The following is a 19,244-nucleotide window of genomic DNA, read 5'->3' as shown; positions in this document are numbered from 1 at the left end:
CCGCTCAAAGACGACAAAGGCCGGTGCGTGAATCACGCCACCGGCCCTTGTCGTCACGGGCGCATCACCGACGCTCGCGCCTGCGCATGGTCCCCAGCGCCATCAGCGCCAGCAGGGACGACATCAGCATCAGGCCCCACTGCGACAGCGTGGGAATGCTGGCCGTGCCGCCCGGCCCCGGCTTGAGCGGCGTGGTGGTCGTGCTCTTGTCGTTGTCGGGATTGCCGTCACCGGGCACCGAGACCGTTGCCGAGTTGACCAGCGGGCGGGCGCCCTTGTAGGGCTTGTCCAGCTTGGTCTCCAGCGTGAAGACGGCCGTGCCGCCCTGGGCCAGCTGCGGCACGCTGCAGGTCACGGTGCGCGTGCCGCTGGCATAGCTGCAGCCTGCCGAGGCCGAGACGAACTCCAGCCCTGCGGGCAACACGTCGGTCACCGAGCCGCCCGCGGGCGACTGCGGATCGCGGCCGTAGTTGGTGACGGTCAGCGTGTAGCTGGCCGTGTCGCCATCGTCCAGCGGGCCGGCGGGGCCCTGCTTGCCGATCCCCAGGTCCACGGCATTGCCCTGGCGGCTGGTGGAGGTCCGGTCGGTGGTGGTGTTGTTGACGATCACATCGCCGCCATTGCTCAGCCATTCCGTCTCGAAGGGCTTGACCGAGGCCTCGTGGTAGATGGTGCCGCCCGATGCCTTGTCGGGCAGGGTCTGTGCACGCATCTTGAACTTGATGGTCATGCTCTGGCCCGGCGCCAGCGAGGGGATGGTGCACTGCAGAGGCCCGCTGGTCGCGTTCAGCGCCGGCTGCACGCCACACCAGGAGGCGGAGGCGCCGGGAATGCCGGCCAGCGCCAGGCCGTTCTGGTAGCTGAAGGTGGCCGTGGAGCCCGATGCGGGGAACTTGTCGGTCACGACCACCTGGGTGGCGTAGGAGGGTCCGGAGTTGGTCACCGTGATGGTGTATTCGGTGTCCTCACCCAGCACCAGGCCGTCCGCCGTGTGGCGCATGCTGATGTTCACATCCAGCTCGGCACGCTTGAGCCGGGCCTTGGCCTCGGCCTGGTTGTTGGCCTTGGTCAGTTCCTCGGTGGCGGTGTCCACGGCGACCGTGTTGAGGATCTCCGTGTCGGCCGCCAGATCGCCGCGCGAGCGCATCTTGTAGGTCACGGTGTACTGCGCGCCTGTGGGCAGCGGATTGGCCCAGGCGCACTCCAGCGTTCCGCCCTGCACGCCATCGGTGGCAGCCGGAGTGCAGGTGCCGCCGCCGGAGACCGTGGGCGTGCCGATGAAGATGGCGTCTGCAGGCAGCACGTCCTTGAGCGTGACATTGGCGGCCGACGAGGGGCCGTAGTTGGGCACCGTGACCGTATAGGTCAGCGGCTCGCCCGCAGCCGCCACCTTGGGCGAGACCTGCTTTTGCGCCGCAATTTCCGCGATGGCCTGCACGGTGATGCTGGCCGTCGAGGAATCGTTGCCGGGATCGGCGTCATGGATGTCCAGGGACTGGGCCGAGGCCGCGTTGGCATAGGTGCCGGTGGTGGCGCGCTTGGGGCGGATCTTGACCTCGATCACCACCTCGGCCTCCGGGGCCATGGAGGTGATGTCGCAGGTCAGATCGCGCGTCTCGCTGTTGACGCCGCCCGTGGGCGTGCCGCAGCTGGCGTTGGCCCCGGAGACGATGCGGCTGGAGACAAAGCCGCCGCCCGGGTAGGTGTACGGCACGGGATTGCCGGCCTCGTCCACCGGGTTGCCGCCCACGATGCGCACGCCGTCGGTCTGCTTGACCAGGGACTGCAGCGCGTCGCGCACGCGGACATTCGTCACCGTCGTGCTGGCCGAGTGGTTCTTCACCACCAGCTGGTAGGTGACCTCCTCACCGCTCTTGATGGCAGCCGGCGGCACGGGGCTGACCACGCTCTTGACGATGCCCACATCCACCTTGTCGGCAGACACGGTGACGGTCGCGGAGGTGGTGGCCGATGCATTGTCCCGGCCGATCACGCCAGCGGAGGCGTTATTGGTGAAGTCCAGATGGCCCGAAGCCAGCGTGACCTTGGCCCTGACCTTGATCTGGCGGCTGGCGCCCACGGCCAGGCCCGCGGTCGAGGTGCAGCTCGGGGTGGTGCAGGTCCATTCCCCCGCGCCGGTGCCCGCACCGGACATGCTGACGATGGCCATGCGGCCGTCTGCGGGGTTGTCGGTCACGGTGATCTGCTGATTCGGCAGCACGGGCATGGGGCCGGTGTTGGTCACCGTGATCGTGTACTCGAACTCCTGGCCTGCCAGCACCGGGCGGCCAGGGCCTGCCTTGGCCAGCCTCAGCCGCGCATCGTTGCTGAAGTCCACGGCCGCGCTGGCCGTGTTGTTGGTCGTATTGGGCTCGTTGAGGCCGGGTGCCACACCGATCACGCCCTGGTTCACCAGCTGCGTGCCGGGTGTCCCGCCCGCAGCCACGCTGGCCTTGAAGCGGATGGCCTGCATGTTGGCGTAGCCGGCCACCGGGTACTCGCCCGCGTGGGTGCAGGTGATGGTGCCGCTGTTGTGGCCGCAGAGCCAGGGCGCCGTGCTGCCGTCGAAGCCCGTGAAGGTCACGCCGGCCGGCAGGGTGTCGGTGACGGTGAGATCGCGCGGCACGAGGGAGCCGCCTTCGCGGCGCGGCTGCAGCGTGTAGGTCACCTCGGTCGCCTGCAGCGCATCCAGCACCGTGGGCGCCACCTGCTTGCGCAGCGAGACATCCACGAACTCGCTGCCGCTGGAGACCACGGCGGCGCTGGCGGTGTTGTTGCCGGACTGGCCGTCGGGCATCTCCGTGCTGGCGTCCTTGTAGCCCTTGACGCTGGCAGCGCCGGCAATGGTGCCGCTCATGTTGGCGATGGCCGGCACGGTGATGGCTGGCAGCACGGCGCCTGGCAGCACCGGGCCGCCGCGCGTGCAGCTAAGTTCGCCCGAGATCAGCGGATAGCCCGAGGCCGGCGTGCAGCTCCAGCCGCTGCCTGAGGGCACGCCCGTGACCACGGCGCCGTTGGGCACGGGGAAACGCACCACGGTACGGCCACCGGCGGGGACCTCGGACGGGCCCTTGTTCTGCACGTCGATGACGTACTGGAAGGCGCCGCCGTTGGCGACGCTGGCGGGAGCCGCCATCGCGATGGCCAGATCGGCGGCCTCGGTGGTGGTGAAGTTGCGGTCCAGCTGCGTGTTGTTCTGGTCGTTGTCGTAGTCGGGCGATGCCATGCGCGCGCTGGCCACGGCGCGCCAGTTGGTGCCGACGGTCGGTAGGATGACCTCGAAGCCCACGGACTTGAAGCCATCGGCGGGCGCCAGGTTGCCGATGTTGCAGACCAGCGTGTTGTTGCCTGCGGTGAGCACCGTGCCGGCCGCGGGTGCCATGCAGGTGATGCCGCCCGGGCTGCTGCTGTAGCCCTGGAACACGGCGCCCACGGGCAGCACCTCGGTCAGGGTGACGCCTACGGCGTCGGGACCGATGTTGTTGTGCCTGACCTTGGCCACATAGGTGAAGGTGCCGCCGGCAGGCCCTGCCGATGCGTCCTGTCCGTCATAGAGACCATCCTGGTTGACCAGGATGTCGGTGTCGGCCGGCGCCGCCACGGCAGCCGCTGTTGCCAGCAAGCCGCCGGACAGCAGCGCACGCGCCAGCCAGCCCTTTCTCGTGAAAGCCATACAAACCTCTCTTTTGCTTCGTTGACAGCGCCGAATGCCGCAGGCACGGACGCACGGGGTGCCCGGCTGGAACAGCTCTGTCAAAAAGCCGACAACCGGACGCACCAAAGGGAGGCATGATGGTTCTTTATTACCGAAAGTAAATATGATCTGGAATTTTTGACAAAAGTGAGTATTTAGAAGAATTTGTGAGTTTTCCGTGAGTCCACCGACGACTACCGGTTTTCCTCACGGATTGCAGACGTGAAAAAGCCGGTGGCAGCTTGGCTGGCACCGGCTTTGAAGGCTTGTCTGCCGTGCGCTGGCACGACAGTGAGCAGGCACTGAGGCCTATGGAATGCGCCTGGGCGATCCTTGTGAGGAACTCACGCGAGAAGAGCGTTCACGCGCTTGACGTAGGCGGCCGGGTCCTCGGGCATGCCGCCTTCGGCCAGCACGGCCTGGTCGAAAAGGATGTTGGCCAGGTCATGGAAATGCACCGATCCGTCCAGCTTCTTGACCAGCGGATGCTCGGGGTTGACCTCCAGCACGGGGCGGGCGTCCGGCGCCTGCTGGCCGGCCTGCTTGAGCAGGCGCGCCAGCTGCAGGCTCATGCCGCCGTCCTGCACCACCAGGCAGGCCGGCGAGTCGACCAGGCGCGTGGACACGCGCACGTCCTCGGCCTTGTCCTTGAGCGCCTCCTTGAGCTTGGCCAGCAGGGGCTTGAAGGCTTCGGCCGCTTCCTCGGCGGCCTTCTTTTCCTCTTCGTCCTGCAGCTTGCCCAGGTCCACGGCGCCCTTGGCCACGGACTGCAGCGGCGTGCCGTCGAAGTCGGTCAGGTAGCCCATGGCCCATTCGTCCACGCGGTCGGCCATCAGCAGCACTTCGATGCCCTTCTTGCGGAAGACTTCGAGCTGCGGGCTGTTGCGCGCTGCCGGCAGGGAGTCGGCCGTGATGTAGTAGATCGCGTCCTGGCCTTCCTTCATGCGGGCCTTGTAGTCGGCCAGCGAGACCATGGCGTCTTCCTGGCTGGTGGAGGCAAAGCGCAGCAGCTTGGCGATGCGTTCCTTGTTGGCGAAGTCCTCGCCCAGGCCTTCCTTGAGCACGGCGCCGAACTCGGCGTAGAACTGGCTGTACTTGCCTTCCTTGGCCTTGTCCTCTTCGCTGACCACGTCGGTGACGCCGTCCGTGCCTTCGCCGGCCTCGTGGCGATCGTGCTTGGCCAGGTCTTCCAGCATGGACAGCACGCGCTTGGTGGAGCCGTCGCGGATCAGGCGCACGTCGCGGCTTTCCTGCAGCAGCTCGCGGCTGACGTTCAGCGGCAGGTCGGCCGAGTCGATCACGCCCTTGACGAAGCGCAGGTAGCCGGGCATCAGCGCCTCGGCGTCATCCATGATGAAGACGCGCTTGACGTAGAGCTTGACGCCGGCCTTCTTGTCGCGGTTGTAGAGATCGAACGGTGCCTTGGCCGGAATGAACAGCAGCTGCGTGTACTCGGTGTTGCCCTCCACGCGGTTGTGGCTCCAGGTCAGCGGGTTCTCGAAGTCGTGGCTGATGGCCTTGTAGAAGTCCTGGTACTGCTCGGCCGTGATGTCCTTCTTGGGACGCGTCCACAGCGCGCTGGCCTTGTTGATGGTCTCCCACTCGCCGGTCTTGACCATGGCGCCGGGCTGGTCGTTCTCGCCGTCCTTCCATTCCTCCTTTTCCATGAGGATGGGCAGGCTGATGTGGTCGGAGTACTTGCCGATGACCTGCTTGATCTTCCAGGCATTGAGGAACTCCTCGGCCTCGGGGCGCAGGTGCAGCGTGATGCTGGTGCCGCGCTGGGGGCGCTCGATCTGCTCGACCTCGAACTCGCCCGTGCCGCCGCTGGTCCAGCGCACGCCTTCGGAGGCCGGCAGGCCCGCGCGGCGTGTTTCCACGGTGATCTTGTCGGCCACGATGTAGCCCGAGTAAAAGCCCACGCCGAACTGGCCGATGAGCTGCGAGTCCGACTTCTGGTCGCCCGACAGCTTTTCCATGAAGGCCTTGGTGCCGCTCTTGGCGATGGTGCCCAGGTTGTCGATGGCTTCCTGCTCGCTCATGCCGATGCCGGTGTCGGCAATCGTCAGCGTCTTGGCGGCGGCGTCGAAGGACACGCGCACTTCCAGGTTGGGCTGGTCTTCATACAGCGCGGCGTTGTTCAGCGCCTCGAAGCGCAGCTTGTCGCAGGCGTCCGATGCGTTGGAGACCAGCTCGCGCAGGAAGATCTCGGGGTTGGAATACAGCGAATGCGTGACCAGGTGCAGCAGCTGTGCAACTTCGGCCTGAAAAGAATGGGTTTGCTTGCTCATGCAGACAGTGTCCTATGTCCTATGGGTTCACAACAGGGAAAAAATCAGCCCTCATCTCGGGTCGGCGGATGCAATTTCAAGAGCCCGCCGCCCCTGTGGCGACGCAGGCTCTGGACGATTGTTCACTTTCTTGCCCTCTCGGCAGGCCAGGCGCAGCGCTATAACTGCGCCACTTTCCGCCATTCGGCGGGCAGTGCGCGCAGGGCCCGGGCGCAGCGGCGGGCCTGTTTCAGGAGATTTCCCATGCACAGCTCTGTTCAAAAATGGTCCGCAGAATTCCTCGGAACCCTGTGGCTGACCCTGGGCGGCTGCGGTGCGGCCGTGCTGGCCGCCGCCTTCCCGCAGGTGGGCATCGGCCTGGTCGGCGTCTCGCTGGCCTTCGGCCTGACGGTGGTCACCGGCGCCTATGCCTTCGGCCCCATCTCGGGCGGGCACTTCAACCCGGCCGTCTCCGTGGGCCTGGCCATGGGCGGGCGCTTTGCCTGGAGCGAGCTGCCGGGCTACGTCGTGTCCCAGGTGCTGGGCGCCATCACGGGCGCAGGCATTCTCTACGTGATCGCCACGGGCAAGGCCGGTGCCGACATCGGCGGCTTTGCCACCAACGGCTTCGGCACGCATTCGCCGGGCGGCTACGGCATGACGGCTGCCCTGGTCACCGAGGTGGTGATGACGGCCTTCTTCATCCTGGTCATCCTGGGCGCCACGGCCAAGCGCGCGGCAGCCGGCTTTGGCGGGCTGGCCATCGGCCTGTGCCTGACGCTGATCCACCTGATCTCGATTCCCGTGACCAACACCTCGGTCAATCCCGCGCGCAGCACGGGCCCGGCCCTGTTCGGTCCCGAGATCGCCGTCTCGCAACTGTGGCTGTTCTGGGTGGCCCCCATCGTGGGCGCGCTGATCGGCGCCGTGATCTACAAGGCCCTGCTGTCCAACCCGGCCGACGAGTAAGGCCAGGCACGGGCGCAGCAGGCGCCCCGCAGCAAACCCCGGCGGCTGGCGACAGCCGCTTTTTTTCGTCCGGCAGCAGCCGCGTTTTCATTGAACCTGTGGTGAAACACGGTTTTCGTTTGTTGCATGGCGGCAACGCGAAGGACTTTTACCCAGGGCAAACAGGCCAACTTTACGAAGCAGAAACCGAACACTAGTGATTCGCAATAACAATCCGCGGGCTTTCATCGGAGTGAACATGAGCAAAATCCAACAAATCCTCCCCCCCGCGAACCTCACCCAGCTGGCCCTTGCCGCTGCCCTGTGCCTTGCTGGCACCCCGGCCTTTGCGCAGGCCAGCACCACGCTGGGCACCGTGAACGTGACGTCTTCGACCGAAGCGCCCGTGAAGACCGACAACGCCTCCTCGGCCAAGTTCACGGCCCCGCTGGTGGACACGCCCAAGACGGTGCAGGTCATCAACGAGGAAATCATCAAGCAGACCGGCGCGACCAGCCTGCAGGAAGCCCTGCGGTCCACGCCCGGCATCACCTTCGGCAACGGCGAAGGCGGCAACCCCTCGGGTGACCAGCCCTTCATCCGCGGCATGGATGCCCAGGCCAGCACCTTCGTGGACGGCATGCGCGACATCGCGGCCGGTACGCGCGAAGTGTTCAACCTGGAATCGGTGGAGGTCATCAAGGGTGCCGATTCGGCCTATGCAGGCCGCGGCGGCGCTGGCGGCTCCATCAACCTGGTGACCAAGAAGGCCAGGAACGAGAACTTCATCAGCGGCGACGTGGGCCTGGGCACGGACAGCTACCGGCGCGCCACCATCGACGCCAACCGCGTGCTGGGCGAAGGCGTGGGCCTGCGCCTGAACGCCATGGTGCACGACGCCGACGTTCCCGGCCGCAGCGGCCCCGAGAACAAGCGCTGGGGCATCGCCCCCACGGTGACCTTCGGCATGGGCACGCCCACCGAGGTATCGCTGTCCTGGCAGCACCTGCAGACCGACAACATTCCCGATGGCGGCGTGCCCTACCTGTACACCAGCACGGCGGCCGCCGGCCTGCCCGGCGGCAGCGTGGTGCGTCCCACCTACGGCAGCAACCGCGACAACTGGTACGGCCTGACCAGCCGCGACTACGAGAAGGAAAAGAGCGACCTGTTCACGGCCACCGTCGAGCACAAGTTCACCGACACGAACAAGTTCCGCAACAGCCTGCGCTACAGCAAGTCCGAACAGGACTACCTGTGGACCCAGCCCGACGACAGCAAGGGCAATGTCGTCAATGGCTATGTGTTCCGCCGTGGCAATGCACGCGTGGCCGACATCAAGACGCTGCAGAACCTGTCGGAATTCACGGGCAAGGCACAGACCGGCAGCGTGGGCCACAGCTACGCCTTCGGCCTGGAGCTGTCCAAGGAAAAGGCCGAGTCCCGCACCGCCGCGCTGCAGACCACCAACACCACGTGCACGGCCGCCAGCCTGTGGTGCGCCTCGCTGAACAACCCGGACAGCAGCCCGCAGTGGAACCTGCCCGTGACCCTGGGCGACCCCAGCCACAACAAGATCGACACCGTGGCGCTGTACGGTTTCGACACGCTCAAGTTCAACGACCGGTGGCTGCTCAACGCCGGCCTGCGCCTGGACCACTACAAGCTCAGCGCCTCCGGCCCCGCCGGCCGCAACACGCCGGCCTATGACCTGAGCCGTTCGGACACGCTTTTCAACTACCAGCTGGGCCTGGTCTACAAGCCGGCCACCAACGGCAGCATCTACGCCAGCCTCGGCACCTCCTCGCGACCCGGCGGCTCCATGCTGGGCAACGGCAACGAGGACCTGGGCATCTCCACCGACCAGCTGGCCAACCTGGCGCCCGAGAAGACCCGCTCGCTCGAGCTGGGCACCAAGTGGGACCTGATGGAAAAGCGCCTGGCGCTGACCGCCGCGCTGTTCCGCAACGACGTGACCAATGCGCGCATCACCGAAAACGGCGTCACCTACATGGGCGGCAACAAGGTGGTCAACGGCGTGGAGCTGGGCTTCACGGGCAGCGTGCTGCCGGGCCTGAGCGTCTTCGGCGGCTACACCTACATGGACAGCGAGCAGAAGAACGCAGGCGCAGGCAACGTGGCCAACGGCCAGCCCTTCCCCAACACGCCCAAGCACAGCTTCAGCCTGTGGACCAGCTACAAGCCCATGGCCAAGCTGACCGTGGGCCTGGGCATCTATGCCCAGAGCAGCGTGAACCAGAGCTACATCCGCTCCACCGTGGATGGCGGCATCGTCACCAAGGGCGCCAGCGGCTATGCGCGCTACGACGCCATGGTGGCCTACCAGATCGACCGCAACCTGACCGTGCAGCTGAACCTGTACAACCTGGGCGACAAGGTCTACTACAGCGGCGTGCGTTCGCCCCACTACGCGACCATGGCGGCAGGCCGCTCGGCCGTGGCCTCGCTCAAGTGGACGTACTGATCTGCTGATCGCCCCGGGCGAACGCGCAGCGGCTTGACGCTGCGCAGATCACCGCAAAGCCCCGCAGGCCATCGCCGCCTGCGGGGCTTTTTTGCGGGACACTCATTGATTCCGCCCCTGAGGACCGCCTGCCATGATGCTCCGCATACCCGCCCTGCTCAGCCCCGACGAAGTGCGCCAGTGCCGCCAGGCGCTGGAGCAGGCCCCGTGGCAGGACGGCCGCGCCACGGCCGGCCCCCTGGCGGCCCAGGTCAAGGCCAACCTGCAGCTGCCGCTGGACAGCCAGGCCGGCCAGGCGATAGGCAACCTCATCCTCGACAGGCTGGGGGCCAGCGCGCTGTTCATGTCGGCCACGCTGCCGCTGAAGGTGCTGCCGCCGCGCTTCAACCGCTACGAAGGCGGCGGCACCTATGGCAACCACATAGACAATGCCATCTTCACCATCCCCGGCACGGCCATCAAGGTGCGCAGCGATGTCTCCACCACCGTATTCCTCAGCGAGCCCGACGAATACGAAGGCGGCGAGCTGGTCGTGGAAGACACCTTCGGCCACCAGAGCGTGAAGCTGGCCGCAGGCGACGCCATCGTCTACCCCGGCACCAGCCTGCACCGCGTCAACCCCGTCACGCGCGGCACGCGCTACGCCAGCTTTTTCTGGACCCACAGCCTCGTGGCCTCGGACGAGCAGCGCCGCCTCCTGTTCGACCTGGACCAGCAGATCCAGCAGTTGACGCTGCGCCACCCGGGCGACCCCGCCCTTTCCGCGCTGTCCGGCACGTACCACAACCTGTTGCGGATGTGGTCGCAGGCCTAGTCGCACAGCCGCCAGGCAGCCGCATCAGAACCTGTAGCGGGCCGTGACCAGCACATTGCGCGGATCGCCATACACGCCCGTGCCGTACGAACCCAGGCCCGGCATATAGGTCTTGTCGAACAGGTTGTTGACGTTCAGCGTCACCGACCACTGACGGTCCACGTCGTAGCGCGCCATCAGGCCCACCAGCGCATAGGCACGCTGGTCGGCGCGCGCGTAGGGAGCGGCGGACTGCTGGTAGTAGGTCAGGCTCTGCCAGGCCAGCGACCCGCCCACGGTCCACTGCGGGTTGAGACGGTAGCTGGTGCTGAGCTTGAACAGGTGGCGCGGCTGGTTGGTGTTGACCGCGCTGAGGATCACGTCGGGCTGGGCCGGCGCACGCGAAGTGCGGTAGGTGTAGCCGCCGTAGATGTTCCAGGCCGGCGTGATGCTGCCCGACACTTCCATCTCCACGCCCTTGCTGGTCACGCCGTCGATGGCCGCATAGACCTCTTCCCCGGATTGCGGGTTGGCGCTGACGTACTGCGCGGCATTGCGCTGCTGGATGTGGAACAGCGCCAGCGAGGCGTTGAGCCGGCCGTCCAGGAACTCGCCCTTGACGCCCACTTCGCGGCTGCGGCCCGTGAGCGGCGGCAGCGGGCTGCCGGCAGCGTCCTTGTAGTAGGTCTGCGGATTGAAGATATCGGTCTGGCTGGCGTACAGCGACAGCTGGCGGTTCAGGTCATACACCACGCCCGCATAGGGCACGGTCTTGTGCGCCACGCGCAGCGCGTTGTTCACGACGTAGCTTCCGTTCAGGCCCGTGGTGTCGTCCAGCATGTCGTACCAGCTCACGCGCGCACCCAGGATCACCGACAGATCGTCCGTGGGCCGCAGGCGCGCGGCGCCGAAGACACCCTTTTCCACGATGCGCGTCATGCGGTGGTTGCGCAGCTGGAAATCGGGCCGGGGCACCTGGCCGTCCCACTCGAAGTAGTTGCCCACGGGGCCGTAGGCATTGCTGTAGCCGGGCGCATGGCGGCGCTGGCGCGACCAGCTGGCGCCGAACGACAGCTCATGCTCGCGCCCGAACAGCTGCAACGGCCCGGACAGCGCCGCATTCACGGCCTGCGTGGTGGCATCGGTGGGAATCTTGTTGGACAGCATGTTGATGCCCAGGCCGCTGACCGGGTCCACCATGCCGTGGGCTGCCACGCCGACCTCCACGTCGCGCGACTGGCGCAGCCGGCTGGCAGACAGGTCCATCTTCCAGCCATTGCCGAAGCTGTGCTTGAGTTCGGCAAACACGTTGGTGCTGTCGTTGTCCCAGTACGACCAGCGCGCCGCAGGGTTGAGCGAGGTGGGGAAATGCGTGCGGCTGCCATCCTTGAAGAACAGCGGGATGTGGCCGAAGCTGGCCCCGTTGGCGCGCGTCTGCATGTGGTCAATGCCCAGGCTGGCCACGGTGCCCGGGCCCAGGTCGGCCTCGATGATGCCGTACAGGCTGCGCACGTTGCGGCTGTAGTCGTCCACATGGGACCTGGCGTTCTGCGCCACGGCCACCACGCGGGCGCGCACGCGGCCGTCTTCGGTCAACGGTGCGGAGATGTCGCCCACGCCGCGCAACCGGTCATGGCTGCCGATGGCCGCCTCGGCCGAGGCCTGGAAGGTCTTGGTGGGCCGCTTGCGCACCAGATTGACCACGGCCGACGGATAGCCCGCGCCCGTGAGCAGGCCTGTGGCGCCCTTGACCACTTCCACGCGGTCATAGATGGCGCTGTCGGCCAGCGAGGTCGTGTACTGGTTGGCCGAGTCCATGGTGTTGGGCACGCCGTCGAACTGGAAATTCTCGATGGCATAGCCGCGCGAGTAGAAGGTGGTGCGCTCGCTGTCGTTGCGGCCCACGGTGATGCCGGGCGTCTTCTCCAGCACCTCCGGCAGGCTGGTCAGGCCCTGGTCGTCCATCAGCTGGCGCGTGACCACGCTGACCGACTGCGGCGTCTCGCGCTGCGACAGGCCCAGCCGTGTGGCCGTGCTGGACTGGCGCGTGGCGTAGGAGCCCGTGCCTTCGGAGACCGCGCTGCGCTCGGCAGCGGCCGTCACGTTGACCGTGGCCAGCGTGGCGCCTGCAGCGGCAGCGGGCACCACCTGCTCCACCCGCCGCAGCGCATAGGCGCCGCTGGCCTGGCGCACGGCCTGCCAGGCGGTGCCGGCCAGCAGCGCCTCGAAGGCGCCCTCCACCGTATAGCTGCCGCGCAGGCCCGCGCTGCGCTGTCCGGCCGTCTGCTCGGCCGTGAAGATCAGGGCCACGCCGGCCTGGGCGGCCGTGCTGCGCAAGGCGGCATCCAGCGGGCCGGCAGCGACGTCATAGCTGCGCTGGGCCTGGGCCAGCACGGCGGCGGGCATGAGCGCGATGGCCAGCGCCAGCGCGGGGCGGGGCATGAAAAGGGGTTGCATGGTCCTGGGTTCTCCCTGTGTTCCGATATCGAAAATCAAAGCTCTCGGAAACAAGGAAGCGCGGCGCGGGAAATCGGGTCACCCCCGGCGCAAAAAAAGCGAAAAGGAAGAAAAAAGCCTCAGCCGCGCGCCTGCGCAGGCTCCACCACCACCCACCAGCGCGTGCGCCAGCGCAGTTGCACGGGCAGCGCACCGGGCAGCATGGCCAGCACGGCGTCCGTGCCGTCGATGCCGCCTTCGTCCAGCGGGAACACGCCTGAGAACCGCAGCCCGGCCACGGCCGGATCGGCGTGCAGCCAGCCGGGGCGGTAGCGGTTGAGCTCGGCCAGGAAGTCGTCCAGGCGCTGGTTGTCCACCCACAATTGGCCCCGGCTCCAGGCGTCGTCCGCGGGGCCTGCCGGCTGCACCGTGCCCCAGCCCGTGCGCGTGAAATCCATGGCCTCGCCCGCCTGCAGGCGCCGTGCGGTTGCGCCTGTGCCGGCCGGGCGCAGTTCCACGGCGCGCTCGAACACCGCCACGCGCGCACCTGCCTGGTTGCTGCGCACCATGAAGCGCGTGCCCAGGGCGCGCACGCGGCCGTGGGCGGTCTCCACCACAAAGGGCAGATCGCCCAGCGCACCTGCGGGATGACCGGTGGTAAACAGCGCCTCGCCGGCCAGCAGGCGCAGCCGGCGCTCGCTGCCGTCGAACTGCAAGGCCACGGCGCTGCCGGGGCCCAGCAGCATGTCCGTGCCGTCGGGCAGGCTCCAGCGGCGGCGCTGCGTGCCGGTGGAGTAGTCGGCCGCCATCTGCTGCCACTGCGGCGTGCGGCTGGCCAGCCAGCCCGCGCCCACCGCCGTGCCCAGGCCCGCGAACAGGCCCAGCAGGCGCCGCCGCGCAGCCCGGGGAGCGGCGGACAGGCCGCGATAGCCCGCGCCACCGGCGTTGAGCCCCGTCAGCGCGCCCGTGACGGCCTGCAGATGGGCCCAGGCGCGGCCATGGTCGGCGTCTTCATCGAGCCAGCGCTGCCAGCGCGCCCGGTCGGCGGCCGAGGCCTGGCCCGATTGCAGCAGCGCAAACCAGCCGGCAGCCGCCCGCGCCACGCCGGCCGGCAAGGGCCGGCCCAGCGCCTGGGGCGCCTGGATACTGCTGCCGGGTAGCGGCGTGGCGCTGGACAGGCGCCGAGGATCGGAAGGAGGCACCGGCGCCATCAGGACAGCGCCAGCACGAAGCAGCGCTCATAGCCCTGGGCCAGGTAGCGCTTGACGCTGGTCATGGACACGCCCAGGCGCGTGGCGATGTCCGCATAGCTCAGGCCTTCGAGGTGGGCCAGCAGGAAGGCCTCGCGCACCTTGGGCGCCAGCGCGTCCAGCGCCTGGTCCACGGCCTGCAGCGATTCGAGCGCGATCAGCCGCTCCTCGGGCGAGGGAGCCAGCTCGGCCGGCAGCAGGGCCAGGGTGTCGAGATAGGCGCGCTCCAGCAGCCGGCGCCGGTGCTGGCGAATCACAAGATGGCGGGCCACGGTGGCCAGGAAGGGGCGCGGCTGCTCGATGCGGCCGGCCATGCCCGAGGTGATCACGTTGACGAAAGTGTCGTGCGCGATATCGGAAGCCTCGAACACATTGCCCAGCCTGTGGCGCAGCCAGCCTTGCAGCCAGCCGTGGTGTTCGACATAGAGGGTGTGTACAGGATCGGCCGGTGCGCGCATGAAAAGACGGACGCGCCCCGGACTGGCGTGCCGCAGCGCTGAAGCTCGTTTGAGAATGGTTCGCATTCTAAACACGAGCTCAAAACCGTCGCTGCCCAAATCAGGGGCACCGAGGAAGGGCCGTCCCGCACCGAGGGTGCCGTCCCCCTCCCGCGAAGCGAGAGAGGGGGAAGCGGCGCAGCCGCTCAGGGGGTGCTAAAAATTCTCGTGTGCACCCAGATAGCGCCACTGGCCCACAGGCAGGTTGCCCAGCGTCACGCGGCCGATGCGGATGCGCTTGAGGCCCACCACGCGCAGGCCCACCAGTTCGCACATGCGGCGGATCTGGCGCTTCTTGCCTTCGGTCAGCACGAAGCGCAGCTGCTCGGGGTTCTGCCAGTCCACCTTGGCGGGCTTGAGTTCCTCGCCGTCCAGCGACAGGCCATGGCACAGGCGTGCCAGCTGCTCGGCCGGGAACACGGATTGCACGTCGATGTCGCGGTCGCCGTAGGTCACGCGTACCAGGTACTCCTTGTCCATCTCCGAGTCTTCGCCAATGATCTGGCGCGCCACGCGGCCGTCCTGGGTCATGACCAGCAGGCCCACGGAATCGATGTCCAGCCGGCCGCAGGGCGCCAGGCCCTTGAGCTGCGCGAAGTTGAAGCGCGTGCGGCTGGTGTCCTGGTTCCAGTGGTTCTGGGGAGTGACCAGGACCACGGCGGGCTCGTGGCCATCCTCGGCCTGTCCGCTGACGTAGCCCATGGGCTTGTGGATCAGGATGGTGACCTGCTGGTCCTGGCGGTCACGTGCCTCGCGCTCGACCGTGATGCGGTCGGCGGCCACCACGTTCTGGCCCATGACGGCGAGTTCGCCGTTGACGCGGACCCAGCCCTTGTCCACCCACTCGTCGGCCTCGCGGCGCGAGCACAGGCCCATGTCGGCCAGGCGCTTGTTGATGCGCACGGCGCCCGGAACCTGCTCCTGCACGGGCGCGGGGGCACGCTTGACGGGAATCTCGCGGCTGGCGCCACCGTCGGCGGGACGGTAGGTGCGGATGCCGCTGAGCGGACGGTAGGCGGGTTCGGCCTGGGCCGGCGCATCGCGGCGCGGGCCGCGGGCGTCATCACGGCGGGGACCCCGGGCGTCGTCACGGGGGCGATCACGGAAGCCGCCCTCCCGGGGGCCGTCACGTTGCCCATCACGCGGACGCTCGTCGCGCTGGCCATAGGGCCGGTCGCGGCGATCATCCGGGCGGGGCGGACGCGGGGGACGGGAGTCGCGCATGTCGCCCGCATGGCGCGTGTCACGCGCATCACGGGGATCGCGCTGCTCGCGCGGGGCACGGTTTTCGCCGCCGCCCTGGCCACGCCAGTCGCCACGCGGCTGGGAACGGTCCAGGTCCTCGGCACGGCCGAAACCGCTGCTGCGCGGGCGCTGATCACGGGCGTCGCCGCGGGGTGCCGCATCACGGGCATCGCCGCGAGGGCCTGCGTCACGGCGGTCGGAGCGCTCGTAGCGTTCATTGCGCCCGCCGCGTTCATTGCGGTCATTGCGGTCGTTGCGCGGGCCGCGTGCGCCCGCAGATCTGCCTGCGCCACCAGAGGGGCGGCGGGCATCGCCAGCCGGCTCGGCCTGTGGCTTTTCGGGGCGGCGCAGCACAGGGCGCGCGGAGGGCGCTGCCGCCTCGTCGGCGCCGGGCCGGGACGGTTTGGAAGAAGTAGGGGATGACATTAGGCCGCCATTGTCGCGCGGCACGGCCTGCAGCGGCAGCGCCCTGCGGCCAATACGGGCATTGCGCTCGGCTATCGGCCCCGCGCTGCCCCGGCCTGCCGGGCCCCCTGCCCGGCCCCGCAGCGAAGCGCCTGCACGAAGGACGGTACACCCGTTGTGCGAGCCCGATTCCCGTCCATGGCAATGCACCTGGCCCCCAGGCCCATCCCATTCGCTGTATCCGTCGCGATATGCATATTCATATGAATCCCCAATGAAAGATGGATCAGGATGAATCAACTCGCCACGAAAATTCGCCATCCGGCCAATGAGGAGATAACAGCCCATGGCATTGAATATGTAAAAAACTGTATTTCTCACGAGCGCATTCATTCATTTTCCATTGCAAACCAATCCATTGGGCTTGCCATTTCCCATGTATCTCCCCATAGAATGGCGCCCGTCCAGAGACAGGGGCCCTCTTTCGAGACAACAGCCCTGCGCGCAGCGCCCGCTGCGGCATCCAGACCATCACGCCCGGAATCCCGCCTCATTCAACAAGGAAAACCATGAGCGATACACCCAACCTATTGAATTCCATGCCCTTGAAAGAACAATTCAAGGCGCTGCTCATCACCAAAATGGACTTGACGGGAATCGAGTGGTCCGATATGGAGACCGCCATCGGCCCGAATGCCGACAAATACCGTCCGCTGTGGGAGCGCATGGTCGGCGGGAAAAAGGGATTCTTCGCCGCACTCAGTCCCTGCTGGACGGCCATTCCCTTCATGGGCGTGTCCTGGGCCATTGCCCGCCGCGTCTACGCCTATGCCGTGGTGGCCTTCATCACCCTGTTGATCATCAACCTGCTGATGCCCGGCACGGGCGGCGCCGGGCGCGTGCTCGGCATCGCGGTGGCCATCTCGTTCACGGTCAAGCGCACCTACCTGCAATGGCTGGTCACGCGCATACAGCAGATCAACCAGAGGGGCCTGGTGGGCGCTGCGCGCGAAGAGGCGCTGCGCCAGATCGGTGGCCTGGACCAGAAGAACGGCTGGATCTCCTTCGGCGTGCTGCTGGCCATCGGCATCGTGCTGGCCGCCTTCTGAAGCGCCAGGCCCACAGATCAGCGGTCCACGGGCAGCCGGTCGCACAGGGCCACCAACTGCGCCAACTGGGGGCCCACATCCCGGATCAGCGTGCGGGCCGGCATGCGCAGGCCCGGCACGGCGCAGTTGAACAGCAGCCGGCGCGACCCGTAGCGGATGCGCGAGGCCGCACCCACTGCGCACACGCCCAGGCCGGAGTCGCCCATGTTGACCGCGAAGCCCCGGGCGGCATAGTGCGCCAGGCTTTCGCTGGCGTTGTCCCTGCAGCGCGCGTATTCCTCGGGCCGCTGGCTGCGCACGCGCCCCAGAAAGCGCTGCAGCTCGTCAGCGTCGAGCTGGGCCAGGCCGGCGCGGCCCATGGCGGTTTCCAGCACGCCGCGAACCGCGCCCACGCCGGGGCGCTTGAGCGTGCCCCCCTCCCAGGCGCAGGTATCCAGGTAGACCACATCCAGGTCCATGACCACGCCCACCGATACCGCCCCCTTCACGCGGTCGGCCAGGGCCTGCATGGGCAGGCGCAAAGGCCCCAGCAGCGGCGTGTTGATCACATAGGGGTAGCCCAGGGCGACGGCGGCCGGGCCGACGAAATAGCGGTCCAGCCGCTCGTCATGGTCCAGGTAGCCCATGGTCTGCAGGCTGCGGCACAGCCTGGACACGGTGGGGCGCGGCAGGCCCAGGCGGCGGGCCAGCTCGCTGTTGGCATGCGGGCGCGGGTCGCTGACGAAGCACTGCAGGATCATCAGCCCCTTGGCCAGCGTGCCCGCGAAATACGGGTCCTGCTCGCGGATGCGGCAGACATCCTGCGAGTCCCTGGGTTGGTGGGCAATGGGGGTGTGGGGCACGTGGCGATTGTGCGGACCACGGCCGCAAAGCCGCAACTGCATTTCAATATTTGAAACTGCATTGCAGCCCTGGTGCCCGCGCTTCCTACAGTGCGGCCCATGAGCCAAGCCCCCACCCCCCATCCCGCCGACGCCCGCCTGCAGGCGTTGATTGCAGACATCCGCCATTTCGTGCGCCACCGCTGGCATCCGCTGGAGGATCAGATCGAGCGCGATGACGAGATCCCGCCCGCCGTGGTCCAGGAACTGCGCGACAAGGGCTATTTCGGCTGGAGCATTCCCCAGGCCTACGGCGGCCTGGGCCTGAGCACCGAGGAACTGGTGCGCTGCGCCTTCGAGCTGTCCCAGGCCTCGGTGGCGCTGCGGGCCCGCGTGGGCACCAACACCGGCATTGGCTCGGAAGCCCTGGTGGCCGACGGCACCGAGGCGCAAAAGCAGCGCTGGCTGCCGCGCATGGCGCGCGGCGAGCTCACGGGTTGCCTGGCGCTGACCGAGCCGGACGCGGGCTCGGAGGCGAGCAACATCCAGACCACGGCGCGCCGCGAGGGCGACCACTATGTGCTCAACGGCAGCAAGCGCTTCATCACCAATGCGCCGCTGGCCGATGTGTTCACCGTCATCGCCCGCACCGGCGAAGGCAGCACGGGCAGCGAGGGGCTGACGGCCTTCTTCGTGGAGCGCTCGCCGGGCCTGGTGACAGGCCAGCCCTATCGCAAGATGGGCCAGGCGGGCTCGCCCGTGTCCGACGTGCATTTCCAGGACTGCCGCGTGCCGGCCGACCAGATCATCGGCGGGCGCGAGGGCCAGGGCTTCAAGACCGTGATGAAGGTGCTCAACAAGCAGCGCCTGCACCTGGCCGCGCTGTGCACGGGGCCGGCGATCCGCATGCTGGACCTGGCGCTGGCCCATGTGCGCCAGCGCGAGCAGTTCGGCCAGCCGGTGGCGAACTTCCAGCTGGTGCAGGCCATGCTGGCCGACAGCCGCACCGAGATCTTCGCGGCGCAATCCATGATCCTGGAGGCCGCCCGCGCCCGCGACCGGGGCGAGGACGTGGCGCTGTCCGCCTCCATGTGCAAGTACTTCGCCTCCGAGATGTGCGGCCGCGTGGCCGACCGCGCCGTGCAGATGTTCGGCGGCGCGGGCTATGTGGCCGACTTCAGCCCCATCGAGCGCTACTTCCGCGACGTGCGCCTGTTCCGCCTCTACGAAGGCACCAGCCAGATCCACCAGCTCAACATCGCCAAGCTCATGCTGCGCGAGAGCGCCTGAC

General features: G+C 67.7%; 13 protein-coding genes. 6 read left to right on the top strand and 7 right to left on the bottom strand.

Annotated elements, in window-relative coordinates:
* Window positions 1-64 precede the first annotated feature (64 nt).
* Both ACN20X_RS05825 and htpG read right to left on the bottom strand, forming a co-directional pair.
* On the bottom strand, window positions 65-3,673 hold the full coding sequence (locus ACN20X_RS05825) for an IPTL-CTERM sorting domain-containing protein (RefSeq protein WP_473210369.1): 3,609 nt from the start codon (window positions 3,671-3,673) through the stop codon (window positions 65-67).
* A gap of 365 nt (window positions 3,674-4,038) precedes the next feature.
* A complete protein-coding gene (htpG, locus tag ACN20X_RS05820; protein ID WP_473210368.1) occupies window positions 4,039-5,985 on the bottom strand; it encodes a molecular chaperone HtpG in 1,947 nt (648 codons plus the stop codon).
* A 243-nt stretch (window positions 5,986-6,228) separates the two neighbouring features.
* On the opposite strand from htpG, the gene aqpZ reads away from it, so the two are divergent.
* The 3 genes from aqpZ to ACN20X_RS05805 all read left to right on the top strand — a co-directional run bounded on the left by aqpZ (window position 6,229) and on the right by ACN20X_RS05805 (window position 10,211).
* Entirely contained in the window at window positions 6,229-6,933 is a 705-nt protein-coding gene (gene aqpZ / locus ACN20X_RS05815; protein ID WP_016446578.1) for an aquaporin Z, read from the top strand.
* 238 nt (window positions 6,934-7,171) lie between these two features.
* The gene (locus tag ACN20X_RS05810) at window positions 7,172-9,397 is read left to right on the top strand and encodes a TonB-dependent receptor (protein WP_473210367.1); all 2,226 of its coding nucleotides are present in this window, start codon (window positions 7,172-7,174) and stop codon (window positions 9,395-9,397) included.
* 133 nt (window positions 9,398-9,530) lie between these two features.
* On the top strand, window positions 9,531-10,211 hold the full coding sequence (locus ACN20X_RS05805; protein WP_017407189.1) for a Fe2+-dependent dioxygenase: 681 nt from the start codon (window positions 9,531-9,533) through the stop codon (window positions 10,209-10,211).
* Between the two features lie 24 nt (window positions 10,212-10,235).
* Here ACN20X_RS05805 and ACN20X_RS05800 read toward each other — a convergent pair whose 3' ends face one another.
* From ACN20X_RS05800 to ACN20X_RS05785, 4 genes are all read right to left on the bottom strand, one after another.
* Window positions 10,236-12,647 carry a TonB-dependent siderophore receptor gene (locus ACN20X_RS05800; protein WP_473210366.1) on the bottom strand — a complete coding sequence of 804 codons (2,412 nt, stop codon included), beginning with the start codon at window positions 12,645-12,647 and terminating at the stop codon, window positions 10,236-10,238.
* 119 nt (window positions 12,648-12,766) lie between these two features.
* Window positions 12,767-13,837 carry a FecR domain-containing protein gene (locus tag ACN20X_RS05795; protein ID WP_473210365.1) on the bottom strand — a complete coding sequence of 357 codons (1,071 nt, stop codon included), beginning with the start codon at window positions 13,835-13,837 and terminating at the stop codon, window positions 12,767-12,769.
* Window positions 13,837-14,334: a sigma-70 family RNA polymerase sigma factor gene (locus ACN20X_RS05790; protein ID WP_016451916.1), complete on the bottom strand. Its 498-nt coding sequence runs from the start codon at window positions 14,332-14,334 to the stop codon at window positions 13,837-13,839. The genes ACN20X_RS05795 and ACN20X_RS05790 overlap by 1 nt, the downstream gene beginning before the upstream one ends.
* A gap of 195 nt (window positions 14,335-14,529) precedes the next feature.
* The gene (locus ACN20X_RS05785) at window positions 14,530-16,416 is read right to left on the bottom strand and encodes a pseudouridine synthase (protein ID WP_473210364.1); all 1,887 of its coding nucleotides are present in this window, start codon (window positions 16,414-16,416) and stop codon (window positions 14,530-14,532) included.
* On the opposite strand from ACN20X_RS05785, the gene ACN20X_RS05780 reads away from it, so the two are divergent.
* Both ACN20X_RS05780 and ACN20X_RS05775 read left to right on the top strand, forming a co-directional pair.
* Window positions 16,315-16,596: a hypothetical protein gene (locus ACN20X_RS05780; RefSeq protein WP_126311254.1), complete on the top strand. Its 282-nt coding sequence runs from the start codon at window positions 16,315-16,317 to the stop codon at window positions 16,594-16,596. The two genes, ACN20X_RS05785 and ACN20X_RS05780, sit on opposite strands and share 102 nt — an antisense overlap.
* Window positions 16,593-17,132, top strand: coding sequence for a hypothetical protein (locus tag ACN20X_RS05775; protein ID WP_074920645.1), 540 nt, complete (start codon window positions 16,593-16,595; stop codon window positions 17,130-17,132). Before ACN20X_RS05780 ends, ACN20X_RS05775 begins: the two co-directional genes overlap by 4 nt.
* A gap of 17 nt (window positions 17,133-17,149) precedes the next feature.
* On the opposite strand, the gene ACN20X_RS05770 is transcribed toward ACN20X_RS05775, so the two are convergent.
* Window positions 17,150-18,016, bottom strand: coding sequence for an IclR family transcriptional regulator (locus ACN20X_RS05770; RefSeq protein WP_473210363.1), 867 nt, complete (start codon window positions 18,014-18,016; stop codon window positions 17,150-17,152).
* A 57-nt stretch (window positions 18,017-18,073) separates the two neighbouring features.
* Here ACN20X_RS05770 and ACN20X_RS05765 point away from each other — a divergent pair, with 57 nt between their 5' ends.
* Window positions 18,074-19,243, top strand: coding sequence for an acyl-CoA dehydrogenase family protein (locus ACN20X_RS05765; protein WP_074920650.1), 1,170 nt, complete (start codon window positions 18,074-18,076; stop codon window positions 19,241-19,243).
* Window position 19,244: the final 1 nt, after the last annotated feature.

The sequence above is a fragment of the Delftia sp. PX-1 genome (assembly GCF_055797465.1).
The sequence above is the reverse complement of the archived record's forward strand: the minus strand, read 5'-3'. Positions and strand labels throughout refer to the sequence as shown.

Bases quoted from the DNA above. Each gene is read 5' to 3' on its own strand.
- ACN20X_RS05825 (WP_473210369.1), bottom strand. From the start codon at position 3,673: ATGGCTTTCACGAGAAAGGGCTGGCTGGCGCGTGCGCTGCTGTCCGGC.
- htpG (WP_473210368.1), bottom strand. From the start codon at position 5,985: ATGAGCAAGCAAACCCATTCTTTTCAGGCCGAAGTTGCACAGCTGCTG.
- aqpZ (WP_016446578.1), top strand. From the start codon at position 6,229: ATGCACAGCTCTGTTCAAAAATGGTCCGCAGAATTCCTCGGAACCCTG.
- ACN20X_RS05810 (WP_473210367.1), top strand. From the start codon at position 7,172: ATGAGCAAAATCCAACAAATCCTCCCCCCCGCGAACCTCACCCAGCTG.
- ACN20X_RS05805 (WP_017407189.1), top strand. From the start codon at position 9,531: ATGATGCTCCGCATACCCGCCCTGCTCAGCCCCGACGAAGTGCGCCAG.
- ACN20X_RS05800 (WP_473210366.1), bottom strand. From the start codon at position 12,647: ATGCAACCCCTTTTCATGCCCCGCCCCGCGCTGGCGCTGGCCATCGCG.
- ACN20X_RS05795 (WP_473210365.1), bottom strand. From the start codon at position 13,837: ATGGCGCCGGTGCCTCCTTCCGATCCTCGGCGCCTGTCCAGCGCCACG.
- ACN20X_RS05790 (WP_016451916.1), bottom strand. From the start codon at position 14,334: ATGCGCGCACCGGCCGATCCTGTACACACCCTCTATGTCGAACACCAC.
- ACN20X_RS05780 (WP_126311254.1), top strand. From the start codon at position 16,315: ATGAATCAACTCGCCACGAAAATTCGCCATCCGGCCAATGAGGAGATA.
- ACN20X_RS05785 (WP_473210364.1), bottom strand. From the start codon at position 16,416: ATGAATGCGCTCGTGAGAAATACAGTTTTTTACATATTCAATGCCATG.
- ACN20X_RS05775 (WP_074920645.1), top strand. From the start codon at position 16,593: ATGAGCGATACACCCAACCTATTGAATTCCATGCCCTTGAAAGAACAA.
- ACN20X_RS05770 (WP_473210363.1), bottom strand. From the start codon at position 18,016: ATGCAGTTGCGGCTTTGCGGCCGTGGTCCGCACAATCGCCACGTGCCC.
- ACN20X_RS05765 (WP_074920650.1), top strand. From the start codon at position 18,074: ATGAGCCAAGCCCCCACCCCCCATCCCGCCGACGCCCGCCTGCAGGCG.